18 protein-coding genes and 2 pseudogenes are annotated in these 20,544 nt (G+C 71.0%); 2 read left to right on the top strand and 18 right to left on the bottom strand.

The annotated features are described in order from the left end of the window. Positions 1-5 precede the first annotated feature (5 nt). The 18 genes and pseudogenes from AB0B41_RS04375 to AB0B41_RS04290 all read right to left on the bottom strand — a co-directional run bounded on the left by AB0B41_RS04375 (position 6) and on the right by AB0B41_RS04290 (position 17,874). Positions 6-1,181: a YncE family protein gene (locus AB0B41_RS04375; RefSeq protein ID WP_358198820.1), complete on the bottom strand. Its 1,176-nt coding sequence runs from the start codon at positions 1,179-1,181 to the stop codon at positions 6-8. A 16-nt stretch (positions 1,182-1,197) separates the two neighbouring features. Continuing rightward, positions 1,198-1,971 (bottom strand): polysaccharide deacetylase family protein, encoded by a 774-nt coding sequence (locus AB0B41_RS04370; protein ID WP_358198818.1) that lies wholly within the window; start codon positions 1,969-1,971, stop codon positions 1,198-1,200. 435 nt (positions 1,972-2,406) lie between these two features. Then, positions 2,407-4,068 carry a SulP family inorganic anion transporter gene (locus AB0B41_RS04365; protein ID WP_358198816.1) on the bottom strand — a complete coding sequence of 554 codons (1,662 nt, stop codon included), beginning with the start codon at positions 4,066-4,068 and terminating at the stop codon, positions 2,407-2,409. A 240-nt stretch (positions 4,069-4,308) separates the two neighbouring features. Next, positions 4,309-5,841: a N,N-dimethylformamidase beta subunit family domain-containing protein gene (locus AB0B41_RS04360; protein WP_358198814.1), complete on the bottom strand. Its 1,533-nt coding sequence runs from the start codon at positions 5,839-5,841 to the stop codon at positions 4,309-4,311. A 139-nt stretch (positions 5,842-5,980) separates the two neighbouring features. Further along, positions 5,981-6,388, bottom strand: a pseudogene (locus AB0B41_RS04355) (IS481 family transposase); the annotation flags it as partial. A gap of 284 nt (positions 6,389-6,672) precedes the next feature. Next, the gene (locus AB0B41_RS04350) at positions 6,673-6,822 is read right to left on the bottom strand and encodes a hypothetical protein (protein WP_358198812.1); all 150 of its coding nucleotides are present in this window, start codon (positions 6,820-6,822) and stop codon (positions 6,673-6,675) included. 100 nt (positions 6,823-6,922) lie between these two features. Next, the gene (locus AB0B41_RS04345; RefSeq protein WP_358198810.1) at positions 6,923-8,566 is read right to left on the bottom strand and encodes an SWIM zinc finger family protein; all 1,644 of its coding nucleotides are present in this window, start codon (positions 8,564-8,566) and stop codon (positions 6,923-6,925) included. Beyond that, on the bottom strand, positions 8,566-9,282 hold the full coding sequence (locus AB0B41_RS04340; RefSeq protein WP_358198808.1) for a UPF0158 family protein: 717 nt from the start codon (positions 9,280-9,282) through the stop codon (positions 8,566-8,568). The genes AB0B41_RS04345 and AB0B41_RS04340 overlap by 1 nt, the downstream gene beginning before the upstream one ends. Beyond that, positions 9,276-10,385, bottom strand: a complete 1,110-nt coding sequence (locus AB0B41_RS04335; RefSeq protein WP_358198806.1) for a plasmid pRiA4b ORF-3 family protein — start codon at positions 10,383-10,385, stop codon at positions 9,276-9,278. The genes AB0B41_RS04340 and AB0B41_RS04335 overlap by 7 nt, the downstream gene beginning before the upstream one ends. A 107-nt stretch (positions 10,386-10,492) precedes the next feature. After that, positions 10,493-10,720, bottom strand: a pseudogene (locus tag AB0B41_RS04330) (flavin reductase family protein); the annotation flags it as partial. A 66-nt stretch (positions 10,721-10,786) separates the two neighbouring features. Continuing rightward, a complete protein-coding gene (locus AB0B41_RS04325) occupies positions 10,787-11,545 on the bottom strand; it encodes a fumarylacetoacetate hydrolase family protein (protein ID WP_358198803.1) in 759 nt (252 codons plus the stop codon). Beyond that, positions 11,542-12,318: a fumarylacetoacetate hydrolase family protein gene (locus AB0B41_RS04320; RefSeq protein WP_358198801.1), complete on the bottom strand. Its 777-nt coding sequence runs from the start codon at positions 12,316-12,318 to the stop codon at positions 11,542-11,544. The genes AB0B41_RS04325 and AB0B41_RS04320 overlap by 4 nt, the downstream gene beginning before the upstream one ends. Next, positions 12,315-13,343: a 4-hydroxy-2-oxovalerate aldolase gene (dmpG, locus tag AB0B41_RS04315; RefSeq protein ID WP_358198799.1), complete on the bottom strand. Its 1,029-nt coding sequence runs from the start codon at positions 13,341-13,343 to the stop codon at positions 12,315-12,317. Before dmpG ends, AB0B41_RS04320 begins: the two co-directional genes overlap by 4 nt. Continuing rightward, positions 13,340-14,245, bottom strand: coding sequence for an acetaldehyde dehydrogenase (acetylating) (locus tag AB0B41_RS04310; RefSeq protein WP_358198797.1), 906 nt, complete (start codon positions 14,243-14,245; stop codon positions 13,340-13,342). The genes dmpG and AB0B41_RS04310 overlap by 4 nt, the downstream gene beginning before the upstream one ends. After that, positions 14,242-15,054 carry an alpha/beta hydrolase gene (locus AB0B41_RS04305; RefSeq protein WP_358198795.1) on the bottom strand — a complete coding sequence of 271 codons (813 nt, stop codon included), beginning with the start codon at positions 15,052-15,054 and terminating at the stop codon, positions 14,242-14,244. Before AB0B41_RS04305 ends, AB0B41_RS04310 begins: the two co-directional genes overlap by 4 nt. After that, positions 15,051-15,809: a dienelactone hydrolase family protein gene (locus AB0B41_RS04300; RefSeq protein WP_358198793.1), complete on the bottom strand. Its 759-nt coding sequence runs from the start codon at positions 15,807-15,809 to the stop codon at positions 15,051-15,053. Before AB0B41_RS04300 ends, AB0B41_RS04305 begins: the two co-directional genes overlap by 4 nt. Continuing rightward, positions 15,806-16,762 carry a 3-carboxyethylcatechol 2,3-dioxygenase gene (locus AB0B41_RS04295; RefSeq protein WP_358198791.1) on the bottom strand — a complete coding sequence of 319 codons (957 nt, stop codon included), beginning with the start codon at positions 16,760-16,762 and terminating at the stop codon, positions 15,806-15,808. Before AB0B41_RS04295 ends, AB0B41_RS04300 begins: the two co-directional genes overlap by 4 nt. Before the next feature lie 2 nt (positions 16,763-16,764). Further along, positions 16,765-17,874: an LLM class flavin-dependent oxidoreductase gene (locus AB0B41_RS04290; protein ID WP_358198789.1), complete on the bottom strand. Its 1,110-nt coding sequence runs from the start codon at positions 17,872-17,874 to the stop codon at positions 16,765-16,767. Between the two features lie 294 nt (positions 17,875-18,168). On the opposite strand from AB0B41_RS04290, the gene AB0B41_RS04285 reads away from it, so the two are divergent. Beyond that, a complete protein-coding gene (locus AB0B41_RS04285) occupies positions 18,169-19,218 on the top strand; it encodes an LLM class flavin-dependent oxidoreductase (protein WP_358198787.1) in 1,050 nt (349 codons plus the stop codon). Positions 19,219-19,426: 208 nt separating this feature from the next. Next, positions 19,427-20,452, top strand: coding sequence for an AraC family transcriptional regulator (locus AB0B41_RS04280; protein ID WP_358198785.1), 1,026 nt, complete (start codon positions 19,427-19,429; stop codon positions 20,450-20,452). Positions 20,453-20,544 lie beyond the last annotated feature (92 nt).

Below are 20,544 nucleotides of genomic sequence, written 5' to 3'. Positions count from 1 at the left end.
GGGCGCTACCGGGTGATCCCGGTGTGGCCGAGCGAATACCTCCCGGGTTGGGGCCACACGCACAGCCCGTGCGGGCCGTTGCCGACGTCGATCTTCCGGATCAGGCTGCCGTCGACCGTCGAGAGGACGTAGACCGCGCGGTCGTAGCGGCCGGACAACCACAGCTGCGAGCCGTCCGCGGACACGTTGCCCATGTCCGGGCTGCCCCCGCCCGGGACCGTCCACTTCGTGATCGACGCACCGGTGTAGGCGTCGAGCACGCTGACCGAGCCTTCGTGCCGGTTGGTCACGAACAGCCGGCTGGCGTCCCGCGAGAGGTAGAGCCCGTGGGCGCCGTGCCCGGTCGGGATCTCACGCACCACGTGGGTGGCGGCGCCGTCGAGCACCCAGACGCCGTTCTGGTCGGAGTCGGCGATGTAGAAGACGGACCCGTCCGGAGCGAGCTTGATGTCCTGCGGACCCATGTGCCGGTTGCGCCGGGGCATGTCGATCATCCGCAGGACCGCGCGGTGCTCGATGTCCACGACCGCCACCCGCCCATCGAACTCGCAGGTGAACACGGCTGTCCGGCCGTCCGGGGTGAAGTCGGCGTGGTCGATGCCGGCACAGTCCGGGGTCGGCAGGTCGCCCTGCTGCGCCCAGGTGTGCGGGTCGTAGAACACCAGCCGCTTCTGTGCCTCGGCCACCGAGATCGCCGACGAGCCGTCGGGGGTGAAGTACATGTTGTACGGGTCCTGCACGGGGATCGTCGCGCCAGGCTCCCCGGTGACGGGGTCGAACGGCACGATCTTGTTCGTGGTGTCGTCGGTGGCGTAGAGCGTGCGCATGTCCCACGAGGGCACCACGTGCTGGAGCTCCCCGCCCAGCGGGTAGGTACCGACGACGGCGAACGTGGCCGGGTCGATCACCCGGACCTCGCCGGACTTGGTGTGCGGCACGTACACCAGGGGCTTCGCCGCCTTCGCCGCGTCGGACAGCATGTTCGCGCCCGCATCGGCGTAGACGTCGTGCGCGTCGGGCACCGGCGGCATCCCCGGCAGACCGTCCGTCGCCGCCACCTGCGCCGGCGCCGCCGACCCGGCCGGGGGCGACGTCGCCGTCCCACCGCCCCCGCTGCACCCCCCGAGCACGACCGTCGCCGCCAGCACCGCCGCCGTCGCGATGCGCCGACGAACGTTCACCCGAACCACCCCCACCTCAGCCGAACAGTCGTGTCGCCGTGACCGGGGTGAGTCCCCCGGCGGCGAGGTCGTCGAGAAGTCCCGGCAGAGCCGCCAGAGTGCCCGGATGCCCCAGGTGCATGCTGACGACGCTGCCGGCGGTCGCGGCCGCGACGTTTCGGCGGATCGCAGCGGCCCCCGGGTCGGTGAAGTCTCGGGAGTCGACGTCGTAGGACAGCACCGTCGGATAGCCCGCCGCCGCGGCGAGGGCCCGCACTGCGGGCGTGGCGTGCTGGGCCTGCGAAGGCCGGAAGAACGCGCCCGGGCCGCCGGTCGACGCGGCGATCCGGTCACGGCAGCGCTCGATCTCGACCCGGGCGTCGTTCTCATCCATCGCGTCGATGTCGCGATGCGACCACGTGTGGTTGCCCAGCTCGTGCCCCAGGTCGGTGACCACCCGTGCGGCGTCCGGGAACTGCTGCAGCCAGGTACCCACCGCCAGCACCGTCACCGCGGCGCCCCGGTCATGCAGGGTGACCAGCACCCGCCGCGCGAGGTCGAGATCCCCCGCTCCGTGGAAGGTCAGCGCGACCTCGGGCCGTCCGCTCGTGGCTCGGTCGACCTCGCCGATCGGTGGGCGCGCCGGGGTGGTCGGCGCGGCGGAACCAGCCGAGGTTGCCGAGCCGGCGGGAGGCGAGGTCGTGGTCGTGGTCGGGGTATGCGGCGTCGAGCACGCGGCGGCGAGTGGCAGGACCACGACGGCCCGCAGCACCGCCCGCCGGCTTGTGCCGACACCCTGGCTCTGACGCACGCCGCCGGACCCTAGACCGCCCGCCGGCGCGTGGCGGTTCGGCACACCGTGAGAACTCCGCTGCACAGCGGTGACCGTAGGAGTCCCGCGGCAAGGCGCGGGTGAACTTCCATCGAGCTCAGGCGGAGGCACGCTCGAGGATCAGGAAGTTCCGGCCGAAAGCCACGGGCTGGTACTGCTCGGTCAACTGGTTCGGTACGCCGAGCAGTTCCGTCGCGGCACGCGACACCTCGTCTCCCGCAGGTCCGCCCGTACGTGTCCGGCGGCCAGGAGCTTATGTGCTCGTAGCCCCCGCCAGGGCTGAATCAGCAGGTCGCGGCGGGTAGCCCGGTCTGCCCGGCCGCATCCGAACTCGTCCGAGGCGTCCGCGGCACGGTTCGGTCCGCCGGATGGTCGTGGCCGTCCGGGGCGTCCAGCCACCCGACCGCTCCGCGTTCAGCCATGGCCGTGCTCCTTGGCATAGTCGGCGAGTGCCTCGCCCGAGGTGTCGTACCAGGCGTCCGGGCTGAGGCCGTATCGTTCCAGCTCGGTGCGGACGCCGACGGCGAGGTTCGAAGCGACCACATGCACGCCGCGGGCGCGCAACCGGGCGAACACTCCCGCCAGGACCGTCGAGGCGGTGAAGTCGACGTCCCCGATGGCAGCTGCGTCCAGACAGAACCAGTGAAGATCCGGACCCGCCGCCAACAATGTCTCGATGTCGGCGACCACGCGCGCGGCGTTCGCGAAGTACATCCCGCTGCCGAACCGGTACACGACCAGCCCGCCGCTGGTGCGGGCGCCCAGGGTGATCGGCTCAGAGCGCCAGTGCCCGGCGGGCGACTTGACGAGGACGGCGTTGTGGGGACTGTAGCTGTGACGCAGGTGGTCCACGATCGAGACGACGACAGCGATCAGGATGCCGTCCTCGACGCCGAGCACGATCACGGCTACGGCGGTGAGCAGCGCGACGCCGAACTCGGCGCGCCGCACGGCCAGGATGCGCCGCAGACCCGCGACGTCGACGAGCTCCACGCCGATGAGGAACACGACGGCGGCCAGCGCCGCCAGCGGCAGGTGGGCGAGCGGGCCGGTCGCGACCAGGCACACGACGACCACCACGACGACGGAGGCAAGCTGGGCGAGCTGGCTGCGCCCGCCCGCACCCACAACCATCTGTGTCTTCGTCGGGCTGCCGTTGACGACGAACGCCCCCGTCACCGTCGCGGCGAGGTTGGCGCCTGCCAGACCGACGAGGTCGGTGTCGGTATCGGCGGTCTCGTCGAACCGGGCCGCATAGGCCCGCGCGGTCGCTGCGGACTGGGCCAGGACCACCACGAGCATCGACGCCGCGGCGGGCAGCGTCGCGGCGAGGTCGGACGGGGAGAGCGCGGGCAGCGCGAGACCGGGCAACCCCGCCGGGACAGGACCGAGCACGGCTACCCCGGATGCGCCGAGGTCGAAGAGGGCGTCGGCGGCGATGGCGGCCACGACGACCACCAGCGCAGCCGGGATGCGCGGGTCCAGCCGCCGACCGGCGACCACGATCGCGATCGCGCCCAGCCCGACCGCGAGCGTCGGCAGCGAGACGCCGCCGAGCTCGCCGACGAGATGTGCGAGCCTCGCGGGAAGGCTCCCGGACCCCGGTGCCAGCCCGAGCAGGTCGGGCAGCTGGCCCAGCGCGACCTGCACGCCGACGCCGGTGAGGAATCCGACCAGCACCGTGCGGGAGAGGAAGTTCGCCAGGAACCCGAGCCTGACCAGCCGTGCGAGCGCCAGCAGCACGGCCAGGACGAGGGTGGCGGTGCCGGCCAGCGCGGTGTAGTGCGGGCTGCCGGTCGCGGCCAGGCCGGTCAGGGCGGCCGCGAGGATGGCAGCGGTGGCCGAGTCGGCACCCACGACCAGGTGCCGGGACGCGCCGAACAGCACGAACACGACCGCCGGCAGCAGCATCGTGTACAGGCCCGTGACGACCGGCATGCCCGCGATCCGCGCGTAGCCCAGGACCTCCGGGACGGCAAGCGCGGCCAGCGTGGCCCCGGCCACCGCCTCCGACAGCCAGTGGCGACGTTCGACCGGCAAGGCTCCTGCCAGCACCCGCACCCGCCTGGCCCGCACGCCGACACTCCTCGCCCACGGTGATCCGTGCCGCTGCACAGTAGCCCCGGCGGACGCGGACCAGCCGATCGTCCGAGAGGGTGTCCCCGGAGCAGGTGGCCCCGGAAAGATTGAGACCGTCGAGGCCGCCTCGGATCAGCTCCAGCGTGGGATCAGCGCGTCATGGGAACTCGCCGTCACGGGCTGGAAGGCCCACTTCGAGCCCTCGAGCTGCGACGACACCGCTTCGGTGCCAGGCGGTCACGAGTGTTCGATGCCGAGGGCACCCAGGTTGTCCTGAGCCGGGTGCGCCGCGCCCGCCGGGCCCGCGGCGAACGCCGTGAGCAGTCGTGCGGTGATCGCGCCGACCACCGCGGCGCTCTGCCCGCCGCGGCACCCCGGGTCGAGTCCGCAGATCCAGTACTGGGTCCCGGCGGAGAACACCCCGGCGCCGCTCGGCACGGAGTACCAGGTCGCGTCGGCGAAGTCCGCCCGGCCGCGGCAGGTCACCGGGGAATGGAACAACACCTCGATCGGCCGCGGCGTAGGCACCCGCAGGTCGACGCGCTCGTACTCGTTGCCGACGAGGCCGGGCAGCCGCTGCCCGTCGCGCACCAGGCCCGAGAGCAACCAGCTCCCGGCGTCGGCGACGACGAGATCGGCCTGCGCCGGATTGCACTGGTAGAAGTTGCCGAGCAGCACGCTCTCCGGCCGGGCATGGGGCGGGTCGCGCCACTGCGGCGTCGCCTCGAGCGGATCGCTGCCGCTCGCCGGGTCCTCCTGGAAGGACTTGTAGTCCACCTCGACCCGGTCCGGTCCGAGGGCGCTGTCCTCGAACCGGATGTGCCGGTAGATCTCGTTGCCGCCGAGGAAGGCGAGGTTCACGCCCCGGTCGCGGGCGGCGGTCGCCGACGCGCGCATCGCCGTGGACCAGTACTCGTCATGGCCGAGCGTGATCATGGCCCGGGCCCCGTCGAGCAGGTGTGGATCCGCATGGAGGTCGACGTCGGTGGCATAGCCGATCGGCAGCCCGGACCGCTCGGCGAACTCCACGAACGGCAGCTCGAAGATCAGGAAGTCGCCGGCACCCTGCATGTCCTTCGCCTGGTAGGGCCGGTCGAAGGAGACGGCGCGGGAACGGTCGGCGAACCGGCCGCTACGCGCGGCGTACAAGCTGTACCCGCCCCACCGGTTGTAGCCCTGCCACGTGGTCACGGCGTTGACCACGACGAGCCGGCCCGTGTTGTCCGAGGTGGCGAGCGTCAGCGGGACGAACTGCTGGGCGCCGTTGTCGGCGTCGAGCCGGAGGAGGTAGTCGCCCGGCGGCCAGCCCGCCGTGTCGACGGTCAGGGAGGGGCTCCAGGGCGCCACCACCGTGTTCCGCGGGGCCTGCACCACCGGGTCGGCCTGCCGCCGTCCGGGCTCTGGCGGTGAGACCCAGACCCGGGCCGCGCCGGTGGGCGGATAGTCGCCCATCCGGAAGGCGGTGATCGTGTAGTGCGCGGCCGTCGTCGAGACGAACAGGTGCACGGGTTCGCCAGGGTGGACGGACGTACGGTCCACGAAGCCCTCGACGGCGTGCTCCGGCCCGGGGTGGGTGATCCGCCAGTCGGCGCCGGGCACCGATCCGGGCGGGAGCGCAAAGACGGTGGTTGCGGAGACCGACGGCGGGACGGAGGGCGGCGGCACCGGCCCGGATCCGTTCACCGTGCAGGCCCCGACCAGCGCAAGCACCGCGACGAGGCCCACCACGACGGGGGCAGACGACGACTGCCCGAGCCACCCTGCGCGCACCGCGTCCCCCTCACCGGCCGCGACACCAGCGAGGAGGCCGGGTGTCAGACGCTAGGAGACCGCCGAAGGGATGCCTAGGGCAACTCGGCCCGTCCACGGAACGCTGCCCGTCACAGGTCGTGGGGTCGTCCTCGGTCGTCGCCCCGTTGTCGGTCAGCACCCGCGCGACCGGCACGCCGGCGGCGGCGAAGATCGCCTGGGCGCGGGCCCAGATCGCCACCGCGGTCTCGCGGCGCTCGTCGGTGTGGATCTCGCTGTAGGCCAGCCGGGAGTGGTCGTCGAGCGCGCTGTGCAGGTAGGCGTGGCCGACCCCGCAGGTCACGGTTGCGCTTGCCTGCGGCGCGGCCCGGGACGCGGTGCCCGCCCCGTCGGGGACGTTGCCCAGCTTCTTGCCGTCGACGTGGACCAGGTCGCCGGGGTCGGGGTGTTCGTAGTGGCGCACGGCCGGGCGGCGGATCAGCTGCCCGGTGGCGCGGTCGAGATCGGCCCACCGCGGCAGCCCGAAGCGGTGCTGGACCCGGTGCACGGTCGAGGCCGCCACCGACAGCGGGAAGCGCATCAGCTGAGCCATCATTGCGGCGTCGACCGCGGTGACCTCGAAGCCTTCGTTCTCCGGATCGAGTACGGTCGCGTGCAGCGACTCGACAGCACCCGGTGTCAACGCCCGCTTGCCGATCTTGTGCGACGAGTACCAGAGATCACAAAGCGTCGCGGCCGAGACGACGAGCCCGTCGCTGTTCTCGGCGTTACCCAGGGCGTTGAACGTCGGCTCCGAGAGCCGATCCGGAGTGAACAGGTAGTAGAGCAGCGAATGTGAGTCCGCGACGACTCTCACCTGGCGACGGGCCCGAGTGCGGAACGACGCTCGGCCCAGTCGTCATCGAGCGCCTGTGACCACGCCTCGATCACCTCGTCCGGCACCAGGCCAGCGAGCTTGCCCGCCGAACGACCACCTCGACGACTGGCCACCTCGGGCTTCACCAGCCGCAGGTGAGCTCCGGGACGCACAGATTGGCGCGAGTCCGTGGTCCCGGGCGTGGTGCTCATAATGCCTGGAGAGGCGGCCGTCGCCCCCTTGACGTCACCAGCCCCGCGCGGCGAGGAGGGCCATGAGATTGCGTTTGGCCCGGTGGGTCCGGCGCAGCTCGGCGAGGTGGTCGGCGAACCCGTCCGCCTCGAACAGGGGCTCGACCTCGCCGAGCAGCTCGATCGCCTCGGCGTAGGCGGAGTTGTTCTTGCGTCCGATCGCGGCCTCGATCTCGCGCTGGTAGAGCGGGATCACCTCGAGCGGCCGCAGCTCCTGGCAGGCTCGGGCCAGCAGCATCACCGTAGGGCCCGAGCAGCCGCCTCGCTGCGCCTCCGCCCAGGCGGCGTCGGGGTCGCTCTCCCAGAGCAGCACCTCGACGAGCAGCGAGGCGTCAGCAGGCGGCTGCCACCGGTACCGGGGTGGTTCGCGACGGTCGACCTCGGCGCGGAGGCGAGCGAACGCCTCGTCACGCCGACCCGCCCACGTCCCAGCCCGTCGGGCGTGCTCGGCGAGACGCTGGTAGTTGCCCAGGGTCGGCGCGCGATCGAGCACCCTCCGGAGCAGGTCGGCCGCTGCCGCCCCGCGTCCAGCCCGCTGGTACTCCTCTGCCGCGAGGTCGACCAGCCGCGCGTCGGTGAGGCCGTGGAGCTCCAGGCCGCGTTCCGCCCACCGCAACGCGTCGTCGTGGCGGTCCTCGCGCAGGAGCCGCTCCGCGATCCGGAGGAACCGGTAGGTGGACGAGAGGTCCCGGGCCATCGCCTCCACCTCAGCGTCGACGTCACCGGTGAGGGCGGCAAGTGCCTCCAGTGTGCTCAGCACTCGCAGGCGTGCCGGGTCGTAGGCGGCGCCCCGCTCGGGGAGCTCGGCCCAGTCCCGTTCGACGAGGTCGCGGTAGAAGGCGAGCCCGGCCTCGCCGAGGAGATCGGCATAGCGGGACACCGCGTCGTCGAACAGAGCGAGGTCGCCGCCCGCCGACTCGCGGGCATGGAGCCGCCGGGCGAGCTCGCGAGAATCGGGACGGATCGCCTCGCAGGCCGCCAGATGGAGATCGGCGAGACGGTCACAGATCCCACCGAGCAGGCCGTCCGAGTCGTCGACGTACTCCACGGCCCGCTCGGCACAGTCCCCGGCGTACTCGGTGAGCTCAAGGACCAGGTCCGGACGGCCGGCGTCCAGCAGGACCTCCACCCGGTCGACGACGGCATCGACGGTCTGCAGATAGCCGTACGCCTCGTCGTAGCGCACGTACCCGCGCGGGACGATCGCATCGAACAGGACACGCCGCAGGGACTCCGGTGCGTCGGGGTCCGCCGCAGCCGCGGCGAGCCGGGTGTGCAGCACCTCGTCGCGGCCCGCGGCGTCCAGGATCATGTCGATCAGTTCGACATGGCTCAGCGTCTCCAGGTAGGCCCTCGGATCAGGAGCGGTGTCCGGCGATCCAGCCGCCACGAGCGCGAGCGCCACGCAGTGCTTGCAGAAGGACCCCGACACCCCGACGGGGCAGGAACAACGGAAGTCGAGGCCGTCCGGTCCGGCGTCCAACTCGACGACGTAGGGCTCCGAGCCGATCACCGTGGCCCGCACCCCGTCGGCGACATGCCTGACCCGCCCGACCGCCCCTCCCTCCGCGTACTCGCGACCACGCCCGAAGGTGACCGGATCGGCCAGCCGCTCGACGTCGGTGATGTCGAGGCGCATCAGCGGCTCGCCACCCTGAACCCGACGTCCGTGAGCCAGGCACGTGCCCGGCCGCGCTTGCGCTCACCGCTCCACTCGAACCAGCGGCCCATCTCTTCCTCGGAGCTCCGACGGAGGGTGTCTGCGAACCGGCGGAAGGCGCCGCGACCATGGATGGCGTCGTGAAGGCGCTCGCCGAGCCGCGCGTCGGCAACGGTGTCGATGAAGTCGACCATGTCGCGGTAGCCGTCGCGGGAGTCACCGTCCGCCCAGCGGAAGCGGTCCGCGTCCTCGAAGTCCGGTGCCTCCACGTCCGCGCCGTCCTCCTGGGCGTACTCGATCGCCGACCGTGGCCACACCTCACCGGTCCGCAGGTCGAGCGCGCCCCCGGTCGTCAGCGGATCGCCCTCGAGGATCTCGGTCAGGACATCCAGGTCCACGGCGAGCGGCCGCAGCAGCGGCATCGGACCGGTGCCCGCGAGCCCGTCCAACTGCTCGGCCAGCTCCGCGTCACCGATCCAGCCCCGGCCGCGCAGAGCGGAGGCACAATCGGCGGCGAGCCCGGCCGCTCCCTCGACCCGGTGGGCAAGGGCCGTCGCCACCCCATCCCCGATGAGCTGCCAGACCGGGAGCGGCTCGCCCGCGGCGAGGAGGCCGACGACCGCGACGCCGTCGCCGCGGTAGACGGCGCCGCGCAGCTGCTGCAGCCAGCCCCGACGGGCCTCCCAGGTCACCACGGCTTCTCGTCGGCGAACAGTGAGACCAGCGCCGTCGCGCGCGGCAGCAATGTGCGCGCCGAGGGTCCCGCCTCCCACGCACGCCAACCCCCGCTGAGGAGGTCGAGCGCGCGCAACTCCGCGGACATCCAGCCCAACGACGACTCGTGATCCTGGTCCGTAGCCGCCCGCCCGCCGACGCCCCACCCGAAGCCCATCAGCGGCACGACCCGACGGACCAGGTCCTCACGTGCGAGCGGGCCGGACGCAGCGAGGACCGCCACCGCCGTCGTCGCCAGCATCTCCTCGTACCCGCCCGGCTCGAACCAGCGGCGCAACCGCCGGACGACCTCGACATCGTCGCCCGCCGCCCGGGTGGGGCTCAGCACCCCGCGGGCGAGCCGGACCAGCCCGACCTTGCGAAGGATGTCGTGCAGCACTGCCAGTGGAGGCAGGTCCTCCTCGATCGACGCCGGCCGGTCCAGCGGGTACCAGTCCGGCCGCTGCTCTTGCACCGCCCGCACGACCGCACGCGGCAGCCGCCCACCCGGGGTCAGCTTCACCCCGCCCGCGAGCAGATCGAGGACGATCCGCACGCTCTCCGGCACCTCACCCACCGTCTGCCGGATCAGCAGGCTCGTCACCTCCCGGTCGAAGACCGGAAGCTCACCTGCCCACTCCCGCAGGTGCTCATACTCCTCGTGACTCGGGTCGGCGAGCACCTCGAGCAGGTGCTCGTACCCCGGCACGCCGCCGCAGTCCTCCGGCGGGCAGCCACCCTCGCCCTCCACACAGCCCGGGCCTTCACCACCCGCGCCGACGACCTCGACCACATGCTCCCAGCTGTCGCCGAAGTCGTAGAGGTACGCGAACCGCCCCGGCATCTGTCGAAGCAGCACCGTCGCCTCGTCACGCGGCCGGAGGTCGTCGTCCCAGTCCGGATCCGGCACGCCGTACCGGATCCCGTCGGCCTCGAACATGTGCAGATGGCTGTCGGTCCACCCGAGCGCCACCTGCAGCAGATCGTGCAACTCCGCCAACGTGACAACGGCAGGCACGTCGATCATCCGGACGACCTCTGGTTCGACGTCTCGCATGGTGATCCGCAGCCGGGTCGTCTGCATGGCTGGCACGGTACCGACGCTCTGCGGCACCCGTCCCCCGCGACGCGGCCGGATACTCACCTGCGACATCAGAATCACCGGCACAAGCGCAGATCACTGGTCGGCTACACAGACAGGCCGATTCGTGGCCGGTCGGCCAGCAGCGGCCACGTCGTCGACGTGTGCTGCACACATACCGACACCAGGGGCGGGTCCATCGACACGCCCATGAACGAGCTGGCGACGATGCCGACCGGGGCGCCGTCGCGCAGTGCGCAGACGGCGGTCACCCCACTGGGGTGGCTGCCGTAGACCCGCCGCAACGCGCTGTTCTTGGCGGGGTCGGGGATGATCACGTCGGTCTCCTGGCGCGACTGTCCGACTGCTCGGGTGGCGGCGACCCGCCGTCGCGAGTCGAGGGCTCATCGGCAGCCGAGCTCGATCGAGCCGAGCCGGTCGATCGTGGCCGTGACGACGTCGCCGGGGCCGACCGGGACGGCGGCGGTGAGGCCGCCGGAGAGCACGACCTGGCCTGCGGCGAGGCCCTCGTCCTCGGAGGCGAGGCGGCGCACGAGCCAGGCGACGGCGGCGGCGGGGTGACCGAGGGAGGCCGCCCCTGACGCGGTGGCGACCACCTGACCGTTGTGCTCCAGCACCATGCCGACGAGCCGCAGGTCGATGCCCGCGGGCGACACCGGGGTGCCGACGACGAAACGGCTCGCCGAGGTGTTGTCGGCGACGACGTCCGCGGTGGTGAACCGGTAGTCGACGAATCGGGAGTCGAGGACCTCGATGCCGACGGCGACCCCGCACGACGCGGCGAGGACGTCGGCTGCGGTGACGTGGGGACCCGCGAGATCACGGCCGAGGACGAACACGATCTCCGGCTCGCAGCGGGGTTGGATGTGCGCAGCGGTGTCGAGCGGCGCGCCGACGTCGAGCGCCCCCGCGGCGGGTAGGAAGCCGTGGATCGGACTGGTCACGCCGACCTGTGCCTGCTTGGCGCGTGAGGTCAGGCCGAGCTTCCAGCCGGCGAGCGGGCCCGCGGCCGCGCGCAGCTCGCGTTGCACGAGGTAGCCGGTGGGGAGATCGAGCTCGGGGAGCTCGTCGGTGAGCTTCGTGATGGCGATGCGGTCCGCCGTCGCCTTCGCGAGGCGGGCGGCCAGTTCGGAGACGTTCACGTGACCCTCACGGTGACCGCTCCCAGCCGGTCGAACTCGGCCCGGAACACGTCGCCCGCGGTCATCGGGACGGCGGCGTGCAGCGCGCCGGTCAGGATCATGTGTCCGGGTTCCAACGCCACGCCGTGCTCGCCGAGAGTGTTCGCCAGCCAGGCGACGACGGCGACCGGATCGCCCAGCGCGGCGGCACCCGCTCCGGTGTCGACGAGCTCGCCGTTGCGGGTCAGCGTCATGCCGATCAGCCGGGTGTCGAGGTCGGCGAGCGGAACGACCCGGCTCGACGTGGCGACGGCGCCGTTGGAGGCCAGGTCGGCGACGGTGTCGGCGAGCCGGATCCGCCAGTCTGCGATCCGGGAGTCGATGATCTCCATCCCGGCGACGGCGCCGGCGATGGCGGCCCTCGCCCGAGTGACGGTGACCCCGGGGCCTTCGAGCCGCTCGCCGAGGACGAACACGATCTCCGCCTCGACCTTGGGCGAGACGAACTTCTCGAGCGGAACAACGCCGCCGTCGCGGTAGACGGTGGAGGCGAGCACCGGTCCGTAGTCGGGGGTGTCGATGCCCAGCGCCTTCTGCATGGGCGCGGCGGTGAGGCCGACCTTGTGGCCGATGATCCGGTCGCCGTCGGCGAGCAGCAGTGCGGTCAGCTCCTGCTGGATCGCGTAGCCGTCGGCGATGCCCAGCTCGGGCTCGGCATCGGTGAACGGGGGGATCGGCGTGCGGGTGGCGCGGGCGTCGTAGAGCGCGCGGGCCTTCTTCGCGGGAGTGCTCATGCCGACCGCTCCTCGGCCAGGGTGATGGCGACGTCGATGATCATGTCCTCCTGGCCGCCGACGTAACCCAGCTCGCCGCAGCGCCGCAGGATCTCGTGCGCGGGCACCTTGTACCGCTCGGCGGCCCGCTCGGCGTGCAGGAGGAAGGACGAGTACACCCCGGCCCAGCCCTGGACGATGGCGTTGCGGTCCATCTTCGGCCAGCGGCGCAGGTAGGGGCGGACGACCTCCTCCGCGGCGTCGAGCAGCAGCCCGGCGTCGAGCCCGGTCGCGACGCCGAGGCGGTCGAAGACCGCGCCCAGCACCTCGGTCGGGGAGTTGCCCGCGCCGGCGCCGAGCGCGCAGAGCGAGCCGTCGATGTAGCGGACCCCGGTCTCGTACGCGATCACCGAGTTGGCCACGCCGAAGCTCATGTTCTGGTGGCCGTGGTAGCCGACCCACGCCTCGTCCCCGACCTCGGCGACCAGCGCCTCGAAGCGGGCGCGGGCGTCGTCCATCAGCAGAGCTCCTGCGGAGTCGGTGACGTATGGGGCCTGACAGCCGGCGTCGACCATGATCCGGGCCTGCTTCGCGAGTTTCTCCGAGCTGGTCTGGTGGGCCATCATCAGGAATCCGACGGTCTCCATGCCCAGCTCGCGGGCCGCGGCGAAGTGCTGGGGTGACACGTCCGCCTCGGTGCAGTGCGTGGCCACGCGGGCCATCTCGGCGCCGGCGTCGTGGGCGCGCTTGAGGTCGTCGACGGTGCCGATGCCCGGGACCAGCAGCACGGCGATCCGTGCCTTGCGCACCTCCTCCCGAGCCGCGGCGATCAGCCGCGTCTCGTCCGTGCCCGAGAACCCGTAGTTGAACGACGAGCCGCCGACGCCGTCACCGTGGCTGACCTCGACCCACTCGACGCCGGCGGCGTCGAGGGCTCGGGCGGTGTCACGGACCTGTGCCTCGGTGAACCGGTGGGCCATGGCGTGGCTGCCGTCGCGCAGTGTGGTGTCGATGATGCGGACGTCATTGCGCAGGGGTGGTCTCATGAGGCTTGCTCCAGCAGGGCTCGGGCCATGAGTTCGCCGATCCGGGCGGCCGCGGCGGTCATGATGTCGAGGTTGCCCGCGTAGGGCGGCAGGTAGTCGCCGTTGCCCTTGACCTCGAGGAACACCGCGACGCGGGCGTGGCCCTGCCAGTCGTCGCGGGGTTCGTCGAACTGGGGCTCGGCGCGCAGGGTGTAACCGGGCACGTACTGCTGGACCTCGGCCACCATCTCGTGCACCGACGCGGTGATCGCGGCCCGGTCCGCGTCGGTGCCGATCATGCAGAACACGGTGTCCCGCATGATCATCGGCGGCTCGACGGGGTTCAGGATGATGATCGCCTTGCCCCGCTCCGCCCCGCCGACCTCGGCGACCGCCTGGCCGGTGGTGTGGGTGAACTCGTCGATGTTGGCGCGGGTGCCCGCACCTGCCGAGCGTGACGCGATGGACGCCACGATCTCGGCGTAGGGGACAGGCGTGATCCGGGAGACCGCGCGCACGATCGGGATCGTGGCCTGGCCGCCGCAGGTGATCATCGAGACGTTCGGCGAGCGGAGGTGATCCGTGCCGTTCACCGCGGGGGAGACCATCGGCCCGATGTGCGCGGGCGTGAGGTCCACGGCCTGGATCCCCGCCTCGGCGTAGCGGGGGGCGTTCGCGGCGTGCGCCTTCGCCGAGGTCGCTTCGAACACGATGCGCGGCAACGGGTCCTGGCGGAGCAGCCAGTCCACGCCCTCGGCGCTGGCCTCAATACCCCGCTCCCGTGCCCGGGCCAGGCCGTCGGACTCGACCACCCCGACCACGTACCGGACGTCCAGCACCGGGCTGTCGACGAGCTTCGCCAGCAGGTCCGTACCGATGTTCCCCGGCCCGAGGATCGCGGCCGGCACTCGTGCAGAACTCATGACACCGCCAGAAAGTCATGGATCAGTGAGCCGAGCCGCGCCGGGACCTCGTACTGCAGGAGGTGCCCGCAACCTGCGAACAGGTGCAGGTCGCATTGCCGTAGGTGCTCGGCAAGGAAGAGCGACGCGTCGGCGGAGATCGTCGCGTCATCCTTGCCGTGCACCGCGAGGACCGGGAGCGAGACGGCGGGGAGCACCGTCTCGTCGTAGGTCGGCATGGGGGCACCGGCACTCATCGCCGCCTGGAAGGACCGCTGGACCTCCGGACGCACGGCGACGGCCAGCCGCTCGGTGACGTACCGCTCGATCCCGGGGACCGCCCGGGACAGCTGCGCGTCGACCAGAGTGCGCATGCCCGCCGCGTCCGGGGCCCCGTAGAAGTCGGTCAACGTCGTCAGGTTGGCCTTGACCGGGGTTCCCCCGGCGGCTAACAGCACGACCCGGTCGACGCGGTCGGGGGCACGGAGGATCAGCTCCAGTGCCACCCGGGCGCCGTAGGAGTGCCCGACCAGGTGCACGCGGTCCAGGTCGAGCACGTCGAGCAGCGCGAGCACGGCGTCGGCTCGACGGTCGAACCAGGGGCCCGGCCCGGCGGGCACGTCCTGCGGGTGTCCGCTGCGCCCGAACCCGACGAGATCAGGGACAAGGCAGCGGAACACGTCGAGCGCGGGCAGGATCGGCGCGAAGCTCAGCGCCCCGGTCGCGCCCGGGCCGGTACCGTGCAGGAACAGCACGGACGGGCCGTGCTCCGCGCCTGCGATCGCCAGGTGGGTGGCGTCCGGGCCCGTGGTCACCTCGTCCGTTCTCATCCCGGCGCCCTCTCGAACGAGAGGGTCCTCCCGAACAGGTCGCGGATCCGCTGCCAGGACACCGTCGCGCCGTGCTCGTGGTAGGCCGGGAGGCCCGGGAACATGAAGCCGTGGTCGGCGCCGTCGTAGATCTCGACGGTCGCGTTCGCGCGGGCCAGCTCGTCGCGCAGCGGCTTGTTCACTTCGAGCGAGGCGAGGGTGTCGGCGGCGCCGAACGCCACGAACAGCTCAGCCCGCAGGGCGCCGACACTCAGGTGCGGTGAGTCCGGCTCGTCCGTCACGCAGAACGACGGGTGCATCGTCGCGCCCGCGACGAACTCGTCGGGCCGGGCGGCGAGCAGCCGGAAGGTGAGCCGCGCACCCACGCAGAAGCCCACGGCGCCCTTGGCCCCAGAGCCCGCGACGGGATCCTCGGCGAGGGCGTCGAGCAGTGCGGCCACGTCGGCGAGCACCTTGTCGTCCGACAGCGAACCCACCGCGGCCATCAGGCGCTGGAACTCTGGGGAGCCCGGGCCCTGACCGATTCCGGCTAGATCGAACGAGATCTTCGGCCCGATCCGGTGGTAGAGGTCGGGCAGGACGGCGTAGTAGCCGGCCTCGGCCACCTGCGCGACGACGTCGTAGACGTCCTTGCGCAGTCCTGGACCGTCGTGGAACACGACGACCACGGGAAACGGGCCCACGCCTTCAGGATGGCGTACCGCGACGGCCATCGGACCGTCCGCGGTCTGCACGACCAGTTCCTTCTCAATCATGTCGATTCCTCTCCCCGCGTCGTCGCGGTGGCGACCGCGAAGCCGACGATCCACTCCGGTATCGGCTGGTAGAACGACGACTCGGTCCTGTAGGGCCCCGCGGTGCGCAATGCGGCGTGGGCCGCGATCCAGGTCCGGACCTCATGGATGGAGCTGCCGCCCTGCTCACCGAGCCACTCGACACTGAACGTGTCGAACTGCGCGAGGTCCCCCTTCGCGAACAGCTGCAGGAGCTCGTGGTCCAAGTCCGGGTTCAGGTCCATGAGCGTCGACTCGCCACGTGCGAAGGACTGTCCCGCCTGGTAGAGCAGTTCCTCGCGAGCCTGCTGCTCGGCCGGGGTACGCCGCTTGTCCACCAGGTAGGCGGCCGCCTCGGGGGTGGCCTCGCGCAGGCGCGGGATTGGAACGTCGTGCGACAGGCCGCCCGAGCCGACGAACAGGACCCTTCGGTCGAGCTGAGCCGCCCACTCCCCCACGGCCTCCCCGAGCCGCCGGACCCGCCGCAGCGGGCCTAGCGGTTGGGCGACCGAGTTCAGGAAGAGCGGGATGACGGGGCGTGCGCCGCTCGCGCCGAGGAGGACCTCCAGGGGCTGGGAGATGCCGTGGTCCACGACCATCTTCTCGGACATCGCCACGTCGAGGTCGGCGTTCAGCAGGTGGGCGAGCAGGTCGTCCGCGAGGGCCTGCGGCACGTCGAGGGCCCCGGCGGTGGTGCCGTAGTCCCCGATCGCCGTTGCTGCCGTGCCGACGCAGAAGGGCGGCATCAGTTCGTACCGAAAGCCCTGATAGTGGTCGGGTCCGAAGACCACGACCAGGTCCGGATCGAAGGAGTCGGCGAACGCCCGAGCCTCCCGCAGCGCACTCGCCACCGCGCGCGCCACCGACTCGCCCGGATCGGCGGTGTGCAGCAACGGCGAGTGCGACATACAGCAGAGGGCGAACCGGGACGCCATGCTCAGACGCTCAGCGAGCGCAGCGCAGGCGCCACGTGCTCGCCGAAGAGCTGGTAGGAGCGCATCGTCTGTTCCTTGGTGAGGTTGCCGAACGAGCCCCAGTTGAGAAAGTTCCCGCAGCCGATCGTCTCGATCTGGTCCACGATCTGGTCGCGGACGGTCTGCGGCGTCCCCACGCAGATCGCACCGATCCCGACGAGGGCGTCGAAGGAGACGTCATCCCCGGCGAACGGGCGGAAGAAGGACTGGTAGTGCTCGTAGCCGGCGGGCACGTTGTCCAGGTCGTGGAACACCGCCGCCTCCTTGAACGCGGCGAACAACGCATTGAAGGCCGGCTCCGCGAGATCGCGGGCTTCCTGCTCGGAGTCGGCGATGAAGACGTTGCGGCACACGCCCATGTCACTGGGCTGCGCCTCGCGCCCGGCGTCCGCGGCGGCCTTCTTGTAGCCGTCGAAGATCGTCCGCATCTGCTCCGTGGGGGAGAACACCGAGGTGAACTTGAAGCCCTTCTGGGCCGCCCAGGCCACGGTGTTCGGGCTCAGCGCAGTGACCCAGATCGGCAGCTCCGGACGCAGCGGACGGGGCCAGATCCCGACGTTGTCGTAGTTGTAGAACTCACCGTGGAACGACCAGGTCGGCTCCTTCCACGCGGACTGAATCAGGGCGACCGACTCCTCGAAGCGGGCGCGGGTCTCCTCCATCTTCACGCCCTCGCGGATGAACTCCGGCTCGTCCACGCCGCGCCCCAGGCCGACCTCGAGCCGACCACCGGTGAGGTGGTCGAGCATCGCGCCCTCCTCGGCGAGCCGGCGCGGGTTGTGGAAGGCGGTGATGTTGGCCATCACACCGATATTCATCCGGCTGGTCCGCTGCGCCAGCGTCGCGACCAGCAGGTTCGGCGACGGACTGATGCTGTAGGGCGTGAAATGGTGCTCAGAGAAGAAGACCCCGTCGAACCCCTGGTCCTCCGCGGCGACCCACGACTCCAGCTTCCAGTCGTACAGCTCCTTGCAGAGCTGCGGATCGAACTTCGCAGGGTCCGGATCGTACGGGTAGCTGAAGATCTCGAAGAGCCACGACTTGACCACTTGATGCTCCGTCCACTCTGACATCGGTCCGTCCCTCGTCGTCTCCGCGAGGACGGACTCCTTGAGGCAGCAGCGACGCTAAAGGCAGCGTGGGGCCTCGACAATCCGCTCCTCGCTCGCGCCAGTCCACTTTCCGCTTCGACCGCGAGATTGGCCGGAGCGGGGTCCGGAATGGCGTTTCTGGACGCTCTTTCCTGAACGAGCACCTGAGCTTCCAGCGATTCGCGGACGGGGGGCAGCGAGAAGTGGATGGTCGGCATGAGCGCACACGGGTTGAGTTCATCCGGAACGTGAAGTCCGTGATACTGGAGGTGGACGATGAGGTTCGGTGTCCTCTACGACTTCCGCAATCCTGCAGCCCAGCGATGGCACGTCCCGTGGGCCGAGTTCTACGGGGCCACTTTCGAGCACATGGAAGAGGTCGAGCGGCTCGGCTTCCACGCCATCAGTCTCTGCGAGCACCATGGCGACCCGGACGGCTACAACCCCGGCCTGCCCGTCACCTTGGCCACGGCGGCGAGCCGAACGAGCACGATCCGGATCGGGACCAACATCATCCAGGTCCCCTTCTACCACCCAGTGCTGCTCGCCGAGCAGCTCGCGGTGCTCGACGTCGTGTCCGGCGGTCGCCTCGACGTCGGCCTCGGGCAGGTCGGCCCGACCTTCGACATGGAGTTCCCCATGTTCGGCGTCAACCCACGCAACCGCCCGAGCATGCTCGACGAAGGCCTCGACATCTTGACCCGGGCCTGGCGCTCCCCCGAGCCGTTCTCCTACCACGGCAAACGTTGGCGGCTCGACGACGTCTGGCTGAACCCCAAGCCGCTGCAGGACCCGCTGCCGGTGTGGGTCGTCGCAGCCTTCTCCGAGAAGGCCATGGACCGCGTCGCGGGACGCGGCCTCGACGTCGGCGCCCAGGGTGGCTACTTCCTCGGCCTGACCGGCGGTGAGACCTGGAAGCAGTGGCTCACCGCGTGGCACGCGGCATGTGAGCGAGCGCAGCGTTCCCACGACTACGCCCAGATCTACACCTTCGGCACCTGCTACGTCACCGACGACCCCGAGAAGGCCTGGGCCGAACACCGCGAGGGCCTCTTCCACGCATTCCACTACGAGCGGGCAGGCCTCCACCCCTACAGCTCGCTCATGATGGACACGGTGCCGCCGACCCCGGAGGACATGCCCGGCTGGGAGAACCTGTTCCAGACCCCAGAGCAAGCGATCGCGCAGCTCCGCGCGGACTACGCGGACGGGGGACCGAGCGAGCTGCACCTCATGGCGCACCGGCCGGGTATGACGTTCGAGCAGTCCGCGCAGTATCTGCGCAATTTCGCCGAGAAGGTCATGCCGGAGGTCGCGCACCTCTGACCCTCGGCATCCCGGTCGGCGGGTCGATGAAGCCGGTGGCGGCGATCAGACGGCGCCACCGGCCTTCTCAGCCGCGTCCGCGAGAACTGGCTGGCCGACAGCGTGAAGCGGCTTTCGCTCCTCCGTCACGGGCTTACGATGACCCGGACTCTGACCACCGACCTTCGAGGTCGGCACGGCGTCGTGACGAGCAGAGGAGGACAGCGGGGTGACGGAGCCGGTCCGACCCACGCGCAGTGTGCTCGCTGATGTGAAGCCCCCGGCTGGAAACCTGGTGCGCACGAGCGATGTCGACGAGGCCAGCGCGGCGATCTCTCAGGCCTATGCGCCCAACAAGCTGCAGATCGCGGGCCGCCCGGGCCGGTTCGACATGCGCTTGTGGACGAACGGCATGCCTGGCCTGGACTTCGGCTACGTCGAGCTCGGGACCGACGTCAGGCTGTACGCACCTCCACCCCGGTACTACGTAGTCGTGCTCGCCGGCGTCGGGTATGTGCGCATCGGTCAACGGCAGGACTCGGTCCTGGCCACCTGCGGCCGCGGTGTGGTGGTGTCGCCCGACGAGCCGGTGTTCTTCGAGGACTGGAGCCAGGACTGCCGACTGGTCACCGCCCGCTTCGAGCCCGCAGCCTTGGAGAACGTGCTCGCCTCCCTGCTCGGGCGGGCTCCTGTAGAGCCACTGCGCTTCGCCATCCAGCTGGACCTCAACGGGCCCCGCGGGGGCCCGTTCCTGCGTACCCTGCAGCTGTTGCGATCCGAGTTGGGTCGACCAGACGGGATGACAACGGACCCGGTCATGGCAGGCGGCCTTGCCGGCTTGGCCATGACAGGCCTCCTGCGAGGACAGACGCACAACTACTCGGACGAGCTGTCGGGCTCCGAACGCAGAGAGGCGCCCGCGAGCATCCGCAACGCCATCGAGCTGATCGAGGAGAAGGCCGCGGAGATAGTGTCGGTCGCCGACCTCGCCGCGGCGGCGGGGTTGAGTGTGCGGGCACTGGAAGAGGGATTCCGTCGGCATGTCGGCAAGCCCCCTATGGCGTATCTGCGCGAGTTCCGACTCGCGCAGATCCATGCCGATTTGGGGGCCTCGGAACCCGAATCCACGACGGCCTCTGCAGTCGCGAGACGATGGGGCTTCAACCACTATGGGCGATTCACGGCGAGTTACAGTGCCCGTTACGGCGTAAGCCCCGCGGAGACCCTGCGTCGGCCACGCAAGGGGATCATCTAGCGTGGGATTCGGTGACCTGGGTACCGCGCTCGGCAACTGCCTGCTGGCCGACTCGTCGTCAGCCTGGACCGGGTCGGCGACACGCCCTCAGC

Source organism: Pseudonocardia sp. NPDC049154 (assembly GCF_040648315.1).
GTDB lineage: Bacteria > Actinomycetota > Actinomycetes > Mycobacteriales > Pseudonocardiaceae > Pseudonocardia.
The sequence above is the reverse complement of the archived record's forward strand: the minus strand, read 5'-3'. Positions and strand labels throughout refer to the sequence as shown.